The sequence below is a fragment of the Streptomyces sp. cf386 genome, from assembly GCF_900103585.1.
In the GTDB taxonomy this organism is placed as follows: Bacteria; Actinomycetota; Actinomycetes; order Streptomycetales; family Streptomycetaceae; genus Streptomyces.
The window spans coordinates 46,908-61,787 of sequence record NZ_FNHV01000031.1 but is presented as its reverse complement, the minus strand read 5'-3'; the positions used below and the strand labels follow the sequence as shown (position 1 = coordinate 61,787).

General features: G+C 67.5%; 16 protein-coding genes. 7 read left to right on the top strand and 9 right to left on the bottom strand.

Annotated elements, in window-relative coordinates; all coding sequences use genetic code 11:
* The first annotated feature begins 241 nt into the window (after window positions 1-241).
* The 5 genes from BLU79_RS43615 to BLU79_RS43590 all read left to right on the top strand — a co-directional run bounded on the left by BLU79_RS43615 (window position 242) and on the right by BLU79_RS43590 (window position 6,397).
* Complete coding sequence (locus tag BLU79_RS43615) at window positions 242-1,747, top strand: hypothetical protein (protein ID WP_093911605.1); 1,506 nt, start codon at window positions 242-244, stop codon at window positions 1,745-1,747.
* Window positions 1,747-3,459 (top strand): outer membrane protein assembly factor BamB family protein, encoded by a 1,713-nt coding sequence (locus BLU79_RS43605; RefSeq protein WP_143052584.1) that lies wholly within the window; start codon window positions 1,747-1,749, stop codon window positions 3,457-3,459. The genes BLU79_RS43615 and BLU79_RS43605 overlap by 1 nt, the downstream gene beginning before the upstream one ends.
* A gap of 26 nt (window positions 3,460-3,485) precedes the next feature.
* Window positions 3,486-3,869, top strand: a complete 384-nt coding sequence (locus BLU79_RS43600) for a hypothetical protein (RefSeq protein WP_256333707.1) — start codon at window positions 3,486-3,488, stop codon at window positions 3,867-3,869.
* 543 nt (window positions 3,870-4,412) lie between these two features.
* Window positions 4,413-5,171, top strand: a complete 759-nt coding sequence (locus BLU79_RS43595) for a hypothetical protein (protein ID WP_143052583.1) — start codon at window positions 4,413-4,415, stop codon at window positions 5,169-5,171.
* An 8-nt stretch (window positions 5,172-5,179) separates the two neighbouring features.
* On the top strand, window positions 5,180-6,397 hold the full coding sequence (locus BLU79_RS43590) for a S8 family peptidase (RefSeq protein ID WP_177001420.1): 1,218 nt from the start codon (window positions 5,180-5,182) through the stop codon (window positions 6,395-6,397).
* A gap of 239 nt (window positions 6,398-6,636) precedes the next feature.
* On the opposite strand, the gene BLU79_RS43585 is transcribed toward BLU79_RS43590, so the two are convergent.
* From BLU79_RS43585 to BLU79_RS43575, 3 genes are read right to left on the bottom strand one after another with little or no spacing between them, the layout of a single operon-like run.
* On the bottom strand, window positions 6,637-7,281 hold the full coding sequence (locus BLU79_RS43585; RefSeq protein WP_093911601.1) for a hypothetical protein: 645 nt from the start codon (window positions 7,279-7,281) through the stop codon (window positions 6,637-6,639).
* Complete coding sequence (locus BLU79_RS43580) at window positions 7,278-8,273, bottom strand: WXG100 family type VII secretion target (RefSeq protein ID WP_093911600.1); 996 nt, start codon at window positions 8,271-8,273, stop codon at window positions 7,278-7,280. Before BLU79_RS43580 ends, BLU79_RS43585 begins: the two co-directional genes overlap by 4 nt.
* Window positions 8,270-8,590, bottom strand: coding sequence for a type VII secretion target (locus BLU79_RS43575; RefSeq protein ID WP_093911599.1), 321 nt, complete (start codon window positions 8,588-8,590; stop codon window positions 8,270-8,272). The genes BLU79_RS43580 and BLU79_RS43575 overlap by 4 nt, the downstream gene beginning before the upstream one ends.
* 850 nt (window positions 8,591-9,440) lie before the next feature.
* Here BLU79_RS43575 and BLU79_RS47965 point away from each other — a divergent pair.
* Both BLU79_RS47965 and BLU79_RS43565 read left to right on the top strand, forming a co-directional pair.
* On the top strand, window positions 9,441-9,842 hold the full coding sequence (locus BLU79_RS47965; RefSeq protein ID WP_143052582.1) for a hypothetical protein: 402 nt from the start codon (window positions 9,441-9,443) through the stop codon (window positions 9,840-9,842).
* A 112-nt stretch (window positions 9,843-9,954) separates the two neighbouring features.
* A complete protein-coding gene (locus BLU79_RS43565) occupies window positions 9,955-10,503 on the top strand; it encodes a hypothetical protein (RefSeq protein ID WP_093911597.1) in 549 nt (182 codons plus the stop codon).
* A 36-nt stretch (window positions 10,504-10,539) separates the two neighbouring features.
* Here BLU79_RS43565 and BLU79_RS43560 read toward each other — a convergent pair whose 3' ends face one another.
* From BLU79_RS43560 to BLU79_RS43535, 6 genes are all read right to left on the bottom strand, one after another.
* Complete coding sequence (locus BLU79_RS43560) at window positions 10,540-11,142, bottom strand: hypothetical protein (protein WP_143052581.1); 603 nt, start codon at window positions 11,140-11,142, stop codon at window positions 10,540-10,542.
* Window positions 11,143-11,200: 58 nt separating this feature from the next.
* Window positions 11,201-11,815 carry a hypothetical protein gene (locus BLU79_RS43555; RefSeq protein WP_256333706.1) on the bottom strand — a complete coding sequence of 205 codons (615 nt, stop codon included), beginning with the start codon at window positions 11,813-11,815 and terminating at the stop codon, window positions 11,201-11,203.
* Between the two features lie 29 nt (window positions 11,816-11,844).
* Entirely contained in the window at window positions 11,845-12,555 is a 711-nt protein-coding gene (locus BLU79_RS43550) for a hypothetical protein (RefSeq protein WP_093911594.1), read from the bottom strand.
* The gene (locus tag BLU79_RS43545) at window positions 12,552-13,838 is read right to left on the bottom strand and encodes a putative T7SS-secreted protein (protein WP_093911593.1); all 1,287 of its coding nucleotides are present in this window, start codon (window positions 13,836-13,838) and stop codon (window positions 12,552-12,554) included. The genes BLU79_RS43550 and BLU79_RS43545 overlap by 4 nt, the downstream gene beginning before the upstream one ends.
* A complete protein-coding gene (locus BLU79_RS43540) occupies window positions 13,838-14,110 on the bottom strand; it encodes a hypothetical protein (RefSeq protein WP_256333705.1) in 273 nt (90 codons plus the stop codon). The genes BLU79_RS43545 and BLU79_RS43540 overlap by 1 nt, the downstream gene beginning before the upstream one ends.
* Window positions 14,111-14,433: 323 nt before the next feature.
* The gene (locus tag BLU79_RS43535; protein ID WP_093911591.1) at window positions 14,434-14,715 is read right to left on the bottom strand and encodes a hypothetical protein; all 282 of its coding nucleotides are present in this window, start codon (window positions 14,713-14,715) and stop codon (window positions 14,434-14,436) included.
* Between the last annotated feature and the right edge of the window lie 165 nt (window positions 14,716-14,880).

Here is a 14,880-nt window from a genome sequence, read left to right as displayed (position 1 = left end):
AGCTGAGGCATGAGCGGCGAGTCATCGCCCGTGCGAACACACTGAAGTCGACCTCCCGAGCGGAACGCTCCATTTCTCGGTGGGCTTCGCAGCCACGCGCTCTCCTACGCATGCGCGGGCACCACCTGGTCCCGCGCGCCATCGAGACTCATGGGAGAGGCAGTTCATGTCGTACCCTCCGCCGCCCGGAGGGCCGGGCGGCGCGTATCCGCAGGGACCGCCGCAGGGTCAGGGAGGGTGGGTGCCGCAGCAGGGCGGCACGCCGTACCAGCCCCAGAGCACGCCGGGATACGTCGGCTACCCCCCGCAGCCTCAGCCCGGCGCGGTCCCCGGTTGGCCTGGGCCCCATCAGCCGTATCCGCAACAGCAGCCCCCTGGTGGAGGCGGCGGTGGCGATCAGGGCAAGGGGCTGAAGAAGGCCGTCATCGGCGTGGTCGTCCTTGCCGTGCTTGCCGTCCTGGGAGTCGGCGGGCTCGCCGTGTACCAGGCCGTCGGCGGCGGCTCTTTGCCCAGTGCGGGCGGCGATGAGCAGAGCGAGCAACTGCTCAGCCAGGCGGACATCGAGGAGTTGCTCGACGGCCGTAGCCAGGCGCTGAAGAGCGGTGACGAGGACGCCTATCTCGCCCCCTTCACCGGCAAGGCCAAGGACACGCAGCAGAACCTCTTCCAGAATCTGCGCAAAATACCCTTCGCGCAGGCCGAGTACTCCATCCTCAACCAAAGCGGCAACACCACCGACGAATACGGCGACGGGGCGACGGTCGCTCTCGACGTCGCCTTCGTCCACAAGATCCAGAACGTGGACGTCCGGCCGGTGTCCGAGTGGTACCGCTGGATCATCAAGCGGGAATCGAAGGACGCCGAGCCGCAGATCACCCGCGTGGGGCCCTCGCCCGACGCCTACGGCTCCGCGAGCTACGTGTACAACTCGGCTCCCTGGGACCTCTACGAGGACATGCACGTCGTGAAGCAGGACCACACGCTCACGATCTCGGACAAGAAGTACGCCGCGGACACGGACCGTTTCGCGCCGTACATCGAGAAGGCCGCGAAGGACGACATCGAGCTGTGGAAGTCGAAGGGGCCCGCGGGAACCGAGACTCCCACAGGATTCGTGGCAGTTCTCGAGCGCGACCGCAAGACCTATTCCTCCCTGTACGGCTCGGAATCCGTCGAGTGGGAAGCCGGCCAGAGCGTGGCGATGCCCGCCTTCGACGCCGATTCCAGCGGTGACGAGAAGGACCTGGAGTACGGCGGCGCCCGCGTGAAGATGGACATGTCCGGAAATCGTTTCACCAACGCGGCGTACTGGCCGAAGCTCGTCCAGGAGATCTCCCACCACGAGTTCGCGCACGCCATCGTCCAGCCGCTCGAGGGCGCCTCCGGCTTCGACTCCGAGACCTACACGAACTGGTGGGTCGTGGAGGGTTTCGCCGATTACGTGGCGTTCCGTTTCGACCGGGAGCTCGGCGAATGGAGCATCCGGAACGACGTCACCGGTAAGGAATTCGGGGGCTCGCTGCCCAATGAAGCAGGGTTCGACGACGAAGTCTCCACGAACTACACGCTCAGCTACATGGCCATCCGGTTCATCGCCGAAAAGGGCGGCGAGGCCGCGGCGTTGAAGTTCGTCACCGACCACTACGACAACCCCGACCAGCTCGATCAGCAGCTGCGCACGGCCACGGGCATGGGCGAGAGCGAGTTCGAGGCCGCCTGGGCCCGTTACGTGAGGAGCAACAGCTGATGTCCACAGACGGTATGCAGGGAACCGGCGGCGGGTACGGCCAGCAGCCTCCACCGCCCGTACCCCCGCCGGGATACGGCTACCCCCAGCAGCCTCCGGCGCCGCCGCAGAGCCCGCCACAGCCTCCGCAGCCTCCGCAGCAGTACGGGTACGGTGAGCCGCAGCAGGCCCCGCAGGCGGTGCCGCCGCAGGGACCCCCGCCGGGGTACGGCCATCCCCAACAGCCTCCGGCGCCGTCGCAGGGCTACGGCCATCCCCAACAGCCCCCGCAGGGCCACGGCTACCCGCAACAACCTCAGCCGGGCCACGGCTACCCCCAGCAGCCCCCGCCTGGGTACGGCTACGGCGTCCCCGGTGGTCCTGGAGGGCCCGCCGGCCCACCTCACCAGGGGAACACGCGCAAGAAGCCGGTCGGGATGATCGTGCTGCTCGTCATGGCCGTACTCGTCCTGAGCGGGGCCGGCTACGGGGCCTGGTACATGTTCGTCGGCTCGGCCAGCAACAACGTGCTGTGGAGCGTGGCCGCCGCCAAGCCGCAGGGCTCGACCCCCGACACCAGCACCGAGACGAATCGGGGCACCTGGTTCACCGACAAGGCGGTGGTCCAGGCCCTGACCGGCGGTGTGAAGGCGTACGACCTCGATACCGGCAAGCAACTGTGGGCCTCGTCGCTCCCCGGCGACAGCAACCATTCGTGCCTCGCGCCCGAGAACTCCTCGGGCGATATCGGTGTCGTCACCTACGGTGAGAACAGGGCCTGCGACCACGTCGTGGCATACGACCTCAACACCGGCAAGAAGCTCTGGGACAAGAAGATCAGCCTCGGTGACTCCTCGGACGGTGCGTCGGTCGCTCGTGCCGGCGACGTCGTCGTCATCAACGGCGGAACCACGGCGCTTGCCCTGAAGGCGGCCGACGGTACGCCGGCCTGGAATCCGAAGCGGTTCGCGACGGAGGACTGCGGCAGCGGCGGCTTCAGCGGTGGCGAGGCGCTGCTCAGGGTCCGGCACTGCCAGGTCAACGACCCCGACGACCCCAACTGGCTCGACGGGTGGGACGAAGTCTCGCTGGTCGATCCGGCCACCGGGCAGCCCCGTTGGACCTACCGTCACGAGATCCCCGAGGACAGCTTCGGCGAGCTGTCCAGCGGCAACGTCCTTTCGACCTCTCCCATCGTCATGATCCGGGACGGCGACAACGGAGAAGCGCTCTTCTCCCTCGACGACAAGACAGGGAAAGTGCGCAGCGAGTTCTCCCCCGCCAAGCCGGCCGAATACCTCCACACTTCCGGCTCGGACGGCGGTCGCTGGCCGGAGGCCGGCGTCTTCGGTGACACGTTCGTCATGGGCGTGTCCGAAGGGAACAGCAAGGGCCTGATGGTCGCGTACGACATCGACAGCGGCAAGCAGCTGTGGAAGACGAAGGCAGAGCAGTTCAAGGACTACTACCCGCTGCCAGCGGCCGGAGGCGATCGCATCCTGGCCTACGTGACCAGCCATGACAACGACAAGGGACCCGAGCTGGTCGAATTCGGGGCCGAGGACGGCTCGATGAAGACAGTCGTCGAGTACCCGGTCGAAGTCGGCAAGGCGATGTCCACCAGCGGCAGGCCGTTCTGGCACGAGGACCGGCTCTACATGGCCTTGGCGGACCCCCTCACCGGTCTGGGGAACCAGGCGTACACCCTGGTCGCTCTCCCCACCACCGACTAGCGGCGACACAGACAGACAGTGGCCGGGTGCCCGACTCCCCACGAGGATCGGGCACCCGGCCGCATGACGCCCCCGAGCCCCTGCGCCAGGAGACCGCCGGCCTCATGCCACCCGACACCCCCACCCCACCCACAACCCCCGAACAAGCCCTCGCCATCGTCCGCAGCCGCTACGCCCAACCCAGGCTGCCGGACGGCACCCCCGCTCCCCTGCACGTCCACGAATTCGACATCGGCTATCTGGTGTACGCGACGCTCCCGCCCATCGCCGATGCCTCAGGCCGGCCCCGACCCGCGGCACCGGGCGGCAGCAAGGTCATCGTCGCCAAGGACACCGGTGAGACGGTCGCCGTCCCCAACTACCCGGTGGAGACAGCCATAGCCCTCTACCGCAGACAAGCCCGTCAATAAGATCGTTATAGGAGCTCCACGGGACCGGCAGCACCTTGCGTCTGCGAAGGTCATAGGGTGTCGGGAGACTCACGGGGGCGCCGAAAGGTGCGCGAGTGGCTCGATCGCATCGAGCCTCGCGGCGACCTGGGGTGCGGGTCGGTGGAGATGCGGGTTCCTTTCGTATGAGCCCGGACCACGCATCGTGCTCCCTCGCAGAAGGACGTGTGAGAGGGAACCATGACTTACCCCACGCCGCCCGGCGGCGGTAATCCGTATGGGCAGCCGCCCCCGCAGAGTGGTTGGCAACCGCAAGGGCAGGGGTCGGGCCAGAGCCCGGCGCAGCCGCCCATGCCGGCGGCGCCGCCCGGGCCTCCTCCGGCTGCCGCTCCGGGGCAGCCGGGGCCGTCTCCGTACGGTGGGTACGCCCCGCCCGGCAACCCGGTGCTCGGGGGGCATGTTCCCGGCGCTCCTGTGCCTGGCGGTCCCGTACCCGGTGGTCCCGTACCCGGTGGTCCCGCGCACACCGGTCCCGCGCCCGGGTACCCCGTCCCCGGCGGCCCTGTGCCCAGAACACCCGTACCCCCCTCGGGCGGCGGAGGGACCGGCCGTAAGGCCTTCGGCATCGTGCTCACCGTCTTCGGCGTGCTCGGCATGCTCGGCGGCGGGGCGCTGGTGGCGCACGCGTACAGCAACGCGCAGCAGGTGATACCCAACCAGGCCTACACGCCGGTGGTGTGGCGCAACGAAACCACCGACAACCTCTTCCCGGAGACCATCGGCAACCCGCCCAACTACACCTACGAGGCGTCGGACAAGAAGATCGCCCAGTGGAACCGGATGGGTATCTCCGAGGACACCTCGTGCGCCAAGGGCCTCAGCGGAGCGACCAAGGAGAAGGCGCTGGAGCTCGGGTGCGAGGCCGTGTTGCGTGCCACGTACATCGATCTCACGGGTGAGATGGTCGCCACGGTCGCAATCGTCGTCATGCCCAAGGACGGAGAAGCCGGGTCGGAGCTGGGCGAGTACCTCGGGGAGCAGTCGGAGGAGGACGTCCCCGACGCCGCGGTGGTTCCGCTGAAGGTTCCCGGGACGCTCGCGGCCAAGTGGCAGGAGAGCAGGCGCAACGGCATGGGCGGCGCCCCCGTCGGAACGTACGCCGTCGCCGTCACCACCGGCGCGGTCGACGGGCGCAATCCGGCGGACCTGCCCGGCGACTTCGGTGAGGGCGTCGGGACCGTCGAGGACCGAAAGCCCTGGATGGACGAGGCCGACTCCCTCGCCGACACGTTCAGCACCCACATCATGAACCTGGCGAGGTGAGCCCCGCAGTGAAGCTCCGGACCATACGCGCGACCTGCACCGCGGTCGCCCTCACCGGCCTGCTGGGCACGCTGGCCACCACGCCCGCCCAGGCGGCCACGCCGGTCGGCTGGGAAGGACAGGCGCTCGGTCTCTCCGCCGCTCAACAGCAGAGCCAGGGCGAGGGAATGACGGTCGCCGTCCTCGACTCGGGTGTGATGGAGGACCATCCCGCCCTCAAGGGCAAGGTGACCACGGGCCCCGACTTCCTCCAGGACGGGCTGGAGCCGGGAGACCCGAAGTGGGGAGAGCATGGCACCGCCATGGCCTCGGACGTCCTCAAAGTCGCTCCCAAGGCCAAGATCCTCTCTGTGCGCGTGATCGACGACAGCGATGACGAGACGCCCGACATCAAGGACCTGGAAGAACTTCGGAACCAGGGCAAGAGCCCCCTCGAAGCAGGGATCCAGTACGCGGTCGACCACGGGGCCGACGTGATCTCCATGTCGCTCGGCAGCAGCGACTGGTTCAACACGTACTCCGCCGAGGAGTCCGCGGCCGTGGACTACGCCCTGCTCGCGGGCGTGCCGGTGCTCGCCTCGGCCGGCAACTCCGGCGACGGGCTCAACAGCACCTCGTACCCGGCCGGTTACGCCGGCGTGATCGCGGTCGCCGCCACCCAACCGAACGGCACCCGCGCCGAGTTCTCCACGGTGCACACCTACAACGACGTGGCCGCGCCGGGCGTCGCCATCAACAGCGCGACGAACACCGGCGGCTACAAGCCGGTCAACGGCACCTCACCGGCCTGTGCGCTGGCCGCGGGCGTCGTGGCGCTCATGAAGGCGAAGAACCCGAAGCTGACGCCCACCCAGGTGAACGACGTCCTGATCGCCACCACCAACCGCCCCGCCGGCGGCGGCAGCGCCCTGCTCGGCTACGGACCGATCAACGCGGCCGCGGCCGTCAAGGCATCCGCATCGCCTCCCAAGGACGAGACGGCGCCGGCGGCGTACGAGGGCAAGGAGCACTTCGCGACGCCGGACGGCACACCGAAGGACACGCACCCCGAGCTGGAGCAGTCGGTCTTCATGACGGGCGCGGTCGCTGCGGGCGCGGGGCTGGTGTTGCTGATCGGCGGTGTGCTTCTGGTGCGGTCGGGGCGGCGCCGGGCGCCGACGCCTGGGCCGATGGGACCGACGGGACCGGCCGGCATGATGCCGCCTCAGGGGCGCTACCCGGGCTGATTCCCTCGGCTTCCGCCCAGTTGAATCACCCGTAGAAGCCCCTGTCGAAGCCCCTGAGAAGCTCCTGTCGGCTGTTGGGACCTCGGTCCTCCAGCCGACAGGAGCTTTCGATTTTCCCGGTTCAGGTAGCTGTGGCGACAGCCCTGCAATGGACCAGCGTCAGCTCCGAGCAGTCGTGCCCACCGGCGAGATTTGGCTCGTACAGGGAATCCGTACGTTCTGCTGGCCTTGGTGCTGCCCTATCGCCCCATGGCCATGGCGTCCTGCCGCAGGTGTTCCGGGAACGCCATGAAGAAGTTCACCGCCCCCTGGCTGGGCAGGCACACCCTCACCCAAGAGTCGTCAGTGAAACCGATCTCGTAGGTGTCCGCGTCCACGTCCGTACGGTGCCGGATCCAGGCCACGTGATGCGCCTCCGTGCTCCAACCTTGCTCGACGACGCCCAGTTGCCCAGCACTCCTGCGACGCGCTCGCTGCACGTATGCGATCCCCAACCGACGGTCCGTCAGCTGAAGGACCGGCACTACACCCGTCGTTTTCGACACCGGCCAGAGCGCGGCGGCCAGATTCCCGCCGAGGCTGTGCCAGCCGCCCTCCAACGGCTTGCCGTGCCTGCGCCGCCATTCGAAGAGCCAGTCGAAGCCGCCGATCTCGGGCAGGGTCACCAGCCGCCAGAAGACCCGGGAGACGCCCGCCAGCCTGTCCCCCGGCATCCGAAGACCGCGCAGCACCCGGGGCCGTCGGCTCCGCCGTGGCTTCGGCAGCCGGTGGCCCGGCACGGCCACTTCGCTGCCGAGCAGCCGCTCACCACCCGGCAACGCCTCCGCGGCCCGCGTCCTGACGTCCTTGTAGGGCACACGGCGGAAATCCACAGGCAGGCTCATCCGAAAACTTCCCTTACCGATAGGGCCGACCGTTCCTTGAAGCTCTGCGGTTCCGGCCGGTTCTGGTACTCGGCCTGCTCCTCAGTGGGCTTCGGCGTGGCACTGTCCTGGTGCGCCACATCCCAGGTACGGTCACCGATCCGCACCTCGTCCAGACCGGTGGTCTGGTGAAGCGACCGTTCGGCGCCGTCCGCCCATCCCGCGACCGTCCCGTCGACGTCCCACCCGGTTTCGTGCTCCAGCACGCTGCCCGCAGTGGGGGCCGCATCGATCGCGGCTCCCACCATCTGAGCGCCGAGGACCTTCTTGACCGGGTACTTGACCGCCGTTTTGATCTTCTTGCGGGTCGGCTTGTGTCGCCACGCCGCCCTGGCCTTGGTGCGGAGCCGCCGCAACTTCTGCAGCGCCCGCAGCCGGTCGGCCAAGTCCTTTAGCCTGTCGGCCAGTTTCGCCGTGATACGTACGGCCTTCAGCATCCGGTGCGCCGTGCCCGCTGCGGCGATGAGTGGCCCGATCGCCGCGCCGATCCCCGCGGTGAGCAGCGCCACGATGGCGGCCGTGGCCGCGGCGACCAGCAGTGCCTCGACGATCTCAACGATCAACTCGACCATCGCATCCTCGGCGACAGCACACGCCTCGGCCGCCATCTCCAAGAGTTCGGCGATCGTGATCATGTCCTCGGCCTCGCCGAGGAGGCCCTGCTCGAACTCGGCCATCTGGCCACCGAACGCCTTGGCCGCTTCACCTGTCCAGGACGCCTCGAGTGTGCGGCGTTCCGCTCGCAGATCCTCGACCACGCCCTGCATGTCCCGGGCCGCAGCGCGCCACTCCTGCGCGACCGCGCGCAGCCGTTCGTTGTCCCCGCTGACCTTCTCCAGGTAGTCGTCGAGCCCGAGCTCCTTGATGGCCGCCCGGATCGTCCCGTCGAGGGCCCCTGCCAGGGGGTTGCTCCAGTCGACGGAGAAGCCGACCCTGTCCAGTGCGTCACTCACGCGGTGTCACCGCCGAACGCACGCACCTGGTCCTCCTCGTTGGCATCGTAGGCGTCAGCGCTCAGTCTCAGGCCGCCGGCGATCAGCTGAAGCGTCTCCGTCACGTCACGCAGGTCCTCGCCGGCCTGCGTCGACTGCGTGTCGTAGTCCGCCTTGAGGCTGTCGGACTCCGCCAGCTTCCCGAAGACACCACTACTCAGGTCCAACCCGGACGTGCGGCGCCGGACCACTGCCACGCGGTCGGCCGCGCTGTCCAATGACTTGGCGAAACGCCGTAGCGCCGCACTCTCGACGTCGTACCCTGCACCCTGGCTCATACAGCTTCCCCGCGAATTCGATCTTGCACTGTGCAAAGCCTAGTCGCAGGGATTCACCCGTTTTTCGGCATGGCCATGGCGCATTCACGAGCCGCACGCCTCAAGACCGCACCTTCCGCACGCTTCACCGACCCGAACGCCCCCCATCGCGCGCCGCCGCGACCCAAGCCAAGCAAGGCCAGTCTGCAGGGCGCCTTCATTGAACTGCCGTGAGCACACAGTTGGTTGAGCGCCGGCACTTCAGCCGTCGACCGTTACAGAACCTCCCCGACCGCGCCGGATCACGACGGAGTGGCGCACCCGCCCAAGACGCAGTCGACGACTGCCCACCTGGAACGCCGGCGAGCTCGCTCGTCGGGCCCACCGCGAGCGCTGCGTGCGCAAAGCCCAGCTTTGCAATGCGGCCGGGGCCGGCCTGCTCCCGTTCCGAGCAGACTCGGCCCAGTCCTTCGGCCACACCACCAGTAGGGTGCCGCTGCCTCGACACGACGGCTACACCGCCGCAGGATGGCGTTCAACCACCCGACATTGTCGGCCCACGCCCAATACCTCCTCCGGGCACGCGCCGCCTGTCGACTACTATCCGTTCAGTCGACTGCCGGGAAAACAGCGAGAGACGTAATCAGGTGAAATTCTCGGAGCTGCTGTCCTGGTCGGATTTCAAGGACTGGATCTCAGGACCCGCAACTCCAGACCAGCACGCCATCGCTCGGGAGGCCCGAATGCGGGCAGGGACAGTCCTTCCCGAAGGAGAGCGACTCGGCGACTCCCATGTCGTGGCCATAGGCAAGGGTGTGCCGACACCTCCCAACCGCCTGAGGCCGAGCGGTTCCTGGACCGTCTGAATCCGGTGAACGCGGCGTTGGACGCGTTCGACAGCCGGGGCGAGAACAAAGAGCAGGCGCTGCACGGGGATTGGGGCAGCGCTGCAGGAGAGCTGGCGGTTGCTCTGCAACCCCGTGAAGGATGTGATGTCGTGGCGGTCCTTTTGCTGGGGGACAGCGGCCTGCACCTGGTCCACGTACAGAAGTCCCCGGACGGGCGCGGGGTGGGGCCGGGCGTCCAATACGGATGGGGCGTTCCTTCAAGGCGTGTGGCGTGGATCCGAAAGCGGAATGGCGCGCGACACGGCACCCATGAGATCGGTTTCGATGACGGCTCATGGGTGAGGGGCATCTTCCCTGTTGCCGGCTGGGGAACGCTGGTGGAAGCCCTCGCCAACCTCAACGGCGGCTCCACCCCCGCCCGGTGAAGCACAGTCCCGTATCTTCATGGTCCGTCCGGAGGCATGCGTTGACGGGCCGGAGCTACGGAAGGACGGCATGCGAGATCGATCCGTTCAGGGACGAGATACTCAACTCCCCATGGGCAAGGCCGCATTCGACCACCCCGAGACTCGGACCGCCTGGGCCAAGGCAAGACGCGCGCTGATCACACGTCTGTCACTCGCGACCTTCCTCTTCGCGGCGGCGTTCATCACCCTCAGCGTGCTACAGGGATTCGGCGTCATCACAATGCCCGGCAGCGAGAACAAGGACGGCGGCGTCCTCGGCCTGATCCTGACTCTGCTGCTCTTCGTCTACGTAGTTTTCCTCTGCCTCTACGTCAGCGCCCTGCGCTCTCTTCGGCGAATCCGACGCGTCCTCGAAGCACACCCGTGGCGACCGATCCAGGGAGCTCAGCGGCAGCCCGTCCTCAAGGACGCGATCGGCGTGCCCATCCTGCTCCTGCTCAATGCCACGGCAGAGACGGCGAAGGCGGACGGCTTCATGTCGGCCCGCGGTGCGGTCCACCGCCGTCGCTGGCCGGAAGCCATGGAGTACGGCGCCTGGCACGCGGGGGACCTCGAGGGCCACGGTGTCCTCGCCCTCCCGGGCGGCACCGACCTCATGGAGGTTGAGCCCCGCCGATGAGCCCCCACGCTGAACCCCGTCGCAACGCTCATCGAACTACCGGTAGGAGACAGCCTTCTTGATACCGGCACGCCGGGCCCGCTCGATGCGAGCTTCCCCGGCGCTCTCCCGCTCCTTCGCCGAGAGCACCCATTCATTGGGCTGCATGAAGAGCAGCTCGCCGGTGCCCGGCACGACGGCGGCGCCGCCGAAGGGATCGTCACCGGCGAACCACACACCGTTCTCGATGCCTGCCGGCCAGCCGTTGCCCCCGAGGACGGATTTCGCAAGCATCGTCGTCGATTGATCAGCTTGCTGGGCGAAGCGCAGGCGAAGCCTCGACCTCGCGCGCTTCTCCGTATGCATCTTCTCGATCGGCCCACGGAATTCCATGGGGTAGGTGCGGAAGACCCGCGAACACCTCCAGATCAACGAGAGTCTCGCGTAGAAGCCAACCGCGGAGATCAGAGATCCAAACATCCCGATAATCGCGAGAGGCAGCAAGTAATCGCTCTTCGTGACGAACAGCAGGAGAATCATGACCGCGAAGATCGGGAAAACCTTCAGGAAGCGCTTCAGCGTGACGCCGTAGTGGTCCTTCAGCGCACTCTTGAAATCCGAACCGCCCATTGCGTCAGGCACATGACTGGTCTCGTGCACAACATCCCTTTCCCCTATCGGCTCGCCCCCGGGCCCGCCCCTCGTCGCCCAAGGCCGACTACCGGTAACGCACAGCCCTCTTGATCCCGGCCCGCTTGGCCTGCCCGATGCGAACCTCCCCGGCGCTCTCCCGCTCCTTCGCCGACATCGCCCACTCGGTGGGCTGCATGAAGAGCAGCTCACCACTGCCCGGCACGATGGCCGCGCCCCCGAACGGTTCGTCTCCGGCGAACCACACGCCGTTGGCGATGCCCTCCGGCCAGCGGGAGCGTCCCAAGGGGTCCTTGGCCAGCAGTGTCACCGACTGGCCGACCTTGCCGGCCCGCGCGCCCAAGCGCAGGTGGAGCCGTAGCGGCCGCTCCAGCTTGACCTTCTCGACGGGCGCACGGAATTCCAGAGGGTAGGTACGGAAGGCCCGCGCACATCTCCAGGTCAGGAACAGGCGGCCGTAAACGAGAAAGAACGCGACCAGGAAGCCGATCATTCCCACGATGGCCAACGGCAGGAAGTATCCGCGGTAGTCCATCGGCCACGCGAACATCTGAACAAACAGAGCCGCGCTGGGCAGGCCGAGTTTCGCGAATCGAGTCAGCGCGGAGCGGTAGTAATAGCTCAGTGCGCCCTTGAAGTCCGTGCCGTCCGTCGCGTAAGGCGCGTGCGCGGTCTCTGACACAGCGGATCCTCCAGTAGTCCTGCCCGTGTTCATCCGAAGGGGCTCTTCCCCGCGGTCCCGGCCCCAGGTGCTCCGAACGGCCCCGATGCGCCGTTCGCTTCGGCCGGCCCTGCCGGGTCGGTGAAAGTCACCGTTTGGGCGACGCCCAGCAGCACGCCACGGTAGTCGTCGGCCATGTGCACGGCCGGGGTCACCAGCTGAACGGTGATGACCGACGAGCCGCGCGTGTCCGGAATGACCACCGTGCCCTGCCAGACCGTCTCCTCCAAGGGCTCGTCCTGTCCCTCGGGCGGAGCACCCGGCGACACAGTGCGCCGTTCCGACTCGAGGAGGAAACCCGTCCCGACGGCCAGCTCCACCGGGACGACGCCGTTGTCCACACCGGTGCCGGCGCCGGCCGCCAGCATCTGGGTGAGCGCGGCCTTGGCGTTGCCCTTCGGCGTCACGAGCGTGGAGACCGTCAGGACGGACATCAGTGGGTCGCCGTTGTCGTCGGGGTGCATGCCGAGTGCGCACCCCTGGACCTGCTGGCTCTGCAGCATGCTCACGACGACGGCGTAGAGGCGGAACGCCTGATCGGCGCGGTCGCGAGCCTCGGCGGGAAGTTCATTGATCTGCCGAGCCATTTCCAGGAGCCCCTCAGCTGTCGGCTGGAGGTCCAACTTGAGGTAGCCGTACGGGAGTCCGTACCAGTACTCCGGCTTCGGCTCGGGCGGCGCGATGTCGAGGAAGGTGTTCACAGTCGGATGCCCCTCATCATTTCGCCCATATCCGTCAGGATTCCGATGGCGCCGGCCTTCAGCCCGGTCGAGGCGGCGCCGATCTTCGTCACCTCGGCGGAATCATGTCCGTAGCCGTTCTTCGGAAGAACGCCGGCGGTCTCCAGCGACGACGCCGCGTTCGCGAGTACGTTCGCGCCCTGGATGGAGTACTGAAGCGCCCCAACCGCGGGATCCGTCGCGGCCTCAAGAGCCTTGAGCTTGAAGGCCGGCACGATTTCACTGCCGAAGTTGGCCATCTTCGACCCCAGCGACATGGCCTCTCCGCCCTCACGGACAACCGCCGCCGCGAGCCCCGCCTCGCTTCCCGCCCTGGCGAGCGCTCCGACGCCGGGCACCATACCGAGCGTGTCACCGACCATCGCGCCCCAGGCGAAGGCCCCTTCCTTCCACCCGTACTTGCCCATCAGGGAATCCCTGAAGTCCTCGCTCGAGAGGTTCTTCGTCATGGCGAGCGCGCTGGCGCCGACGGCGATCGCCGCGAAGATCGGCGCGGCCGGCGTCGGGAGGAGCGCGAGCAGACCGGCGATGGCGCCGATGGTTCCGGCGTGCTCATAGATCTGCTTGCCGACCCAGGCGATGCCCTCACCGATGGCCGAAACGGTCTTGCTGAGCCAATTCGGTTCCTTCGGCGCCAGCTTGTCGTCGGCCTCGTCGAGCTTGCCGGCGATGAACTCGGCCCGGGCGGTGTGGTCGCCCTCCAGCTCCTTCGCCTTCTTGATGACGTCGTTGTACGCGGTGGTGGCGTTGTTGAGCTGGGTGGTGGCCTCGTTCAGCGCACTCTCGGCGGCACGCAGCTTGGCCGTGGCGGCATCGGCCTCCGCCTGGGAGGGGAACTCCTTCCCGGCGAGCTTGAGGTCCGGGTGCTTGCTGGCCTCGTCATGACGCGTCTGGGCCGACTCGCGGGCGGTCTTCTTCTCACCTGCGGCGTCGTCGTACTTCTTCGCCAGGTCCCGGTGGGATGCGAGGTCGCCGTCCCATGTGCCCAGCCAGCCGGCGGCCTTCCCCAGGGACTGTCCGGCGTTCCTCATGTATTCCTTGAGGTCGCCGTCGAGGGCGTCACGGAAAGCGTTCGCCGCGTCCCCCTCCCAGGAGGAGCTGGCCGCGAGCAGTCGCTCGATCTGGCGATGGCAGTTGTCCAGCGTCTCCGCCGCGGACTTCACCTTCTTCTGCACTGTCGAAACCGCTTCCGGTACGCCGGGAACGGGATTCCAGCCGAGGTTCGGGTACGGGTTGGCAGCCATCAGCGGGTCCCCCCTGCGTTCGCGGCCGCCGTGTCGTTCATCTGCTTGAGGGCCTTCGACAGTTCCTCTTCGAACTTCTTGTAGCTCAGCATGGTCGTCTCGACGCCCTCGCCGACGGCCTTGATCAGGTCCTTCAGCTGGTCGGTCCCGTACGCCCACCTGTCCTGGAAGGTGTCACAGGCCTCGTCCAGCCGAGGCGTCCCGATCTGGTCGGCCCGCACGTCCGCGAGCGCTTTGCGCGCCCCCTCCAGTTCCTCAACGGATCGCTTCAATGTGTCACCGAACGACTTCAAATGATCAAGATCGACCTTGAATTCCCCAGCCACTGAGGACCCCCTTGTGTGTTGCGCTGAAGCGATCAGTTGCGACGCAGGGGGCGATAGGACACCCCCGTGGTGATGACGCGGGCACAGACTATCGTCGAGTCTTGGAGATTCTGTGAGGACTGAATCGTCACATTGAGTGAGCGAACGATCTTGATGAATATGAGCGCGCGCTCGTGTGCTCGTACATGCTCAGTGGGTTCTGCCGCACCCGGCGATTGCAAGATCGACCGGCGCATCGACCGGTGCCGGTCAGGCCCTCAAGGGACCGGTCAGGCCCCCTCAAGGAAGGCGAGTACGAACGCCAACGGCAGTGCGACGACAGCCAGGACGAGCCCGGCCGCCGCCACTCCCGTACGGATCTCCCGCTTGCCCCGGACGCCCAGATAGGCGGCGATCAACGGCAGGAGGCACAGCACGAGAAAGCTGTAGTGCCAGCCTTCTTCCTTGACGAGGAAGACCATGACGCCCAGGCAGGCCGGCACCGACGCGACGCTCATGGCCTGACAGCGCGAGAGGAAGAGCTCCAGGCTGTCGCCGCCGAGGAATGCCATGTTCTGGACCGCTTTCTGTGGCTGTGCCGCATGGTGGCCTTGGCCACGGGTGCACTTGGGGAATACCGTTCGCCGCGGCGAACGGACCGAACTCAGTCGTCGCGGGTCGGCCGCAGGCGAGCATAGTGGTGCCGTATTCGGACCCGTACTGGCCCCCTACCCCCT

Excerpts from the sequence above, each read along its gene's own strand:
- BLU79_RS43605 (WP_143052584.1), top strand. The coding sequence starts at position 1,747 with ATGTCCACAGACGGTATGCAGGGAACCGGCGGCGGGTACGGCCAGCAG.
- BLU79_RS43585 (WP_093911601.1), bottom strand. The coding sequence starts at position 7,281 with ATGAGCCTGCCTGTGGATTTCCGCCGTGTGCCCTACAAGGACGTCAGG.
- BLU79_RS43575 (WP_093911599.1), bottom strand. The coding sequence starts at position 8,590 with ATGAGCCAGGGTGCAGGGTACGACGTCGAGAGTGCGGCGCTACGGCGT.
- BLU79_RS43565 (WP_093911597.1), top strand. The coding sequence starts at position 9,955 with ATGGGCAAGGCCGCATTCGACCACCCCGAGACTCGGACCGCCTGGGCC.
- BLU79_RS43545 (WP_093911593.1), bottom strand. The coding sequence starts at position 13,838 with ATGGCTGCCAACCCGTACCCGAACCTCGGCTGGAATCCCGTTCCCGGC.
- BLU79_RS43535 (WP_093911591.1), bottom strand. The coding sequence starts at position 14,715 with ATGGCATTCCTCGGCGGCGACAGCCTGGAGCTCTTCCTCTCGCGCTGT.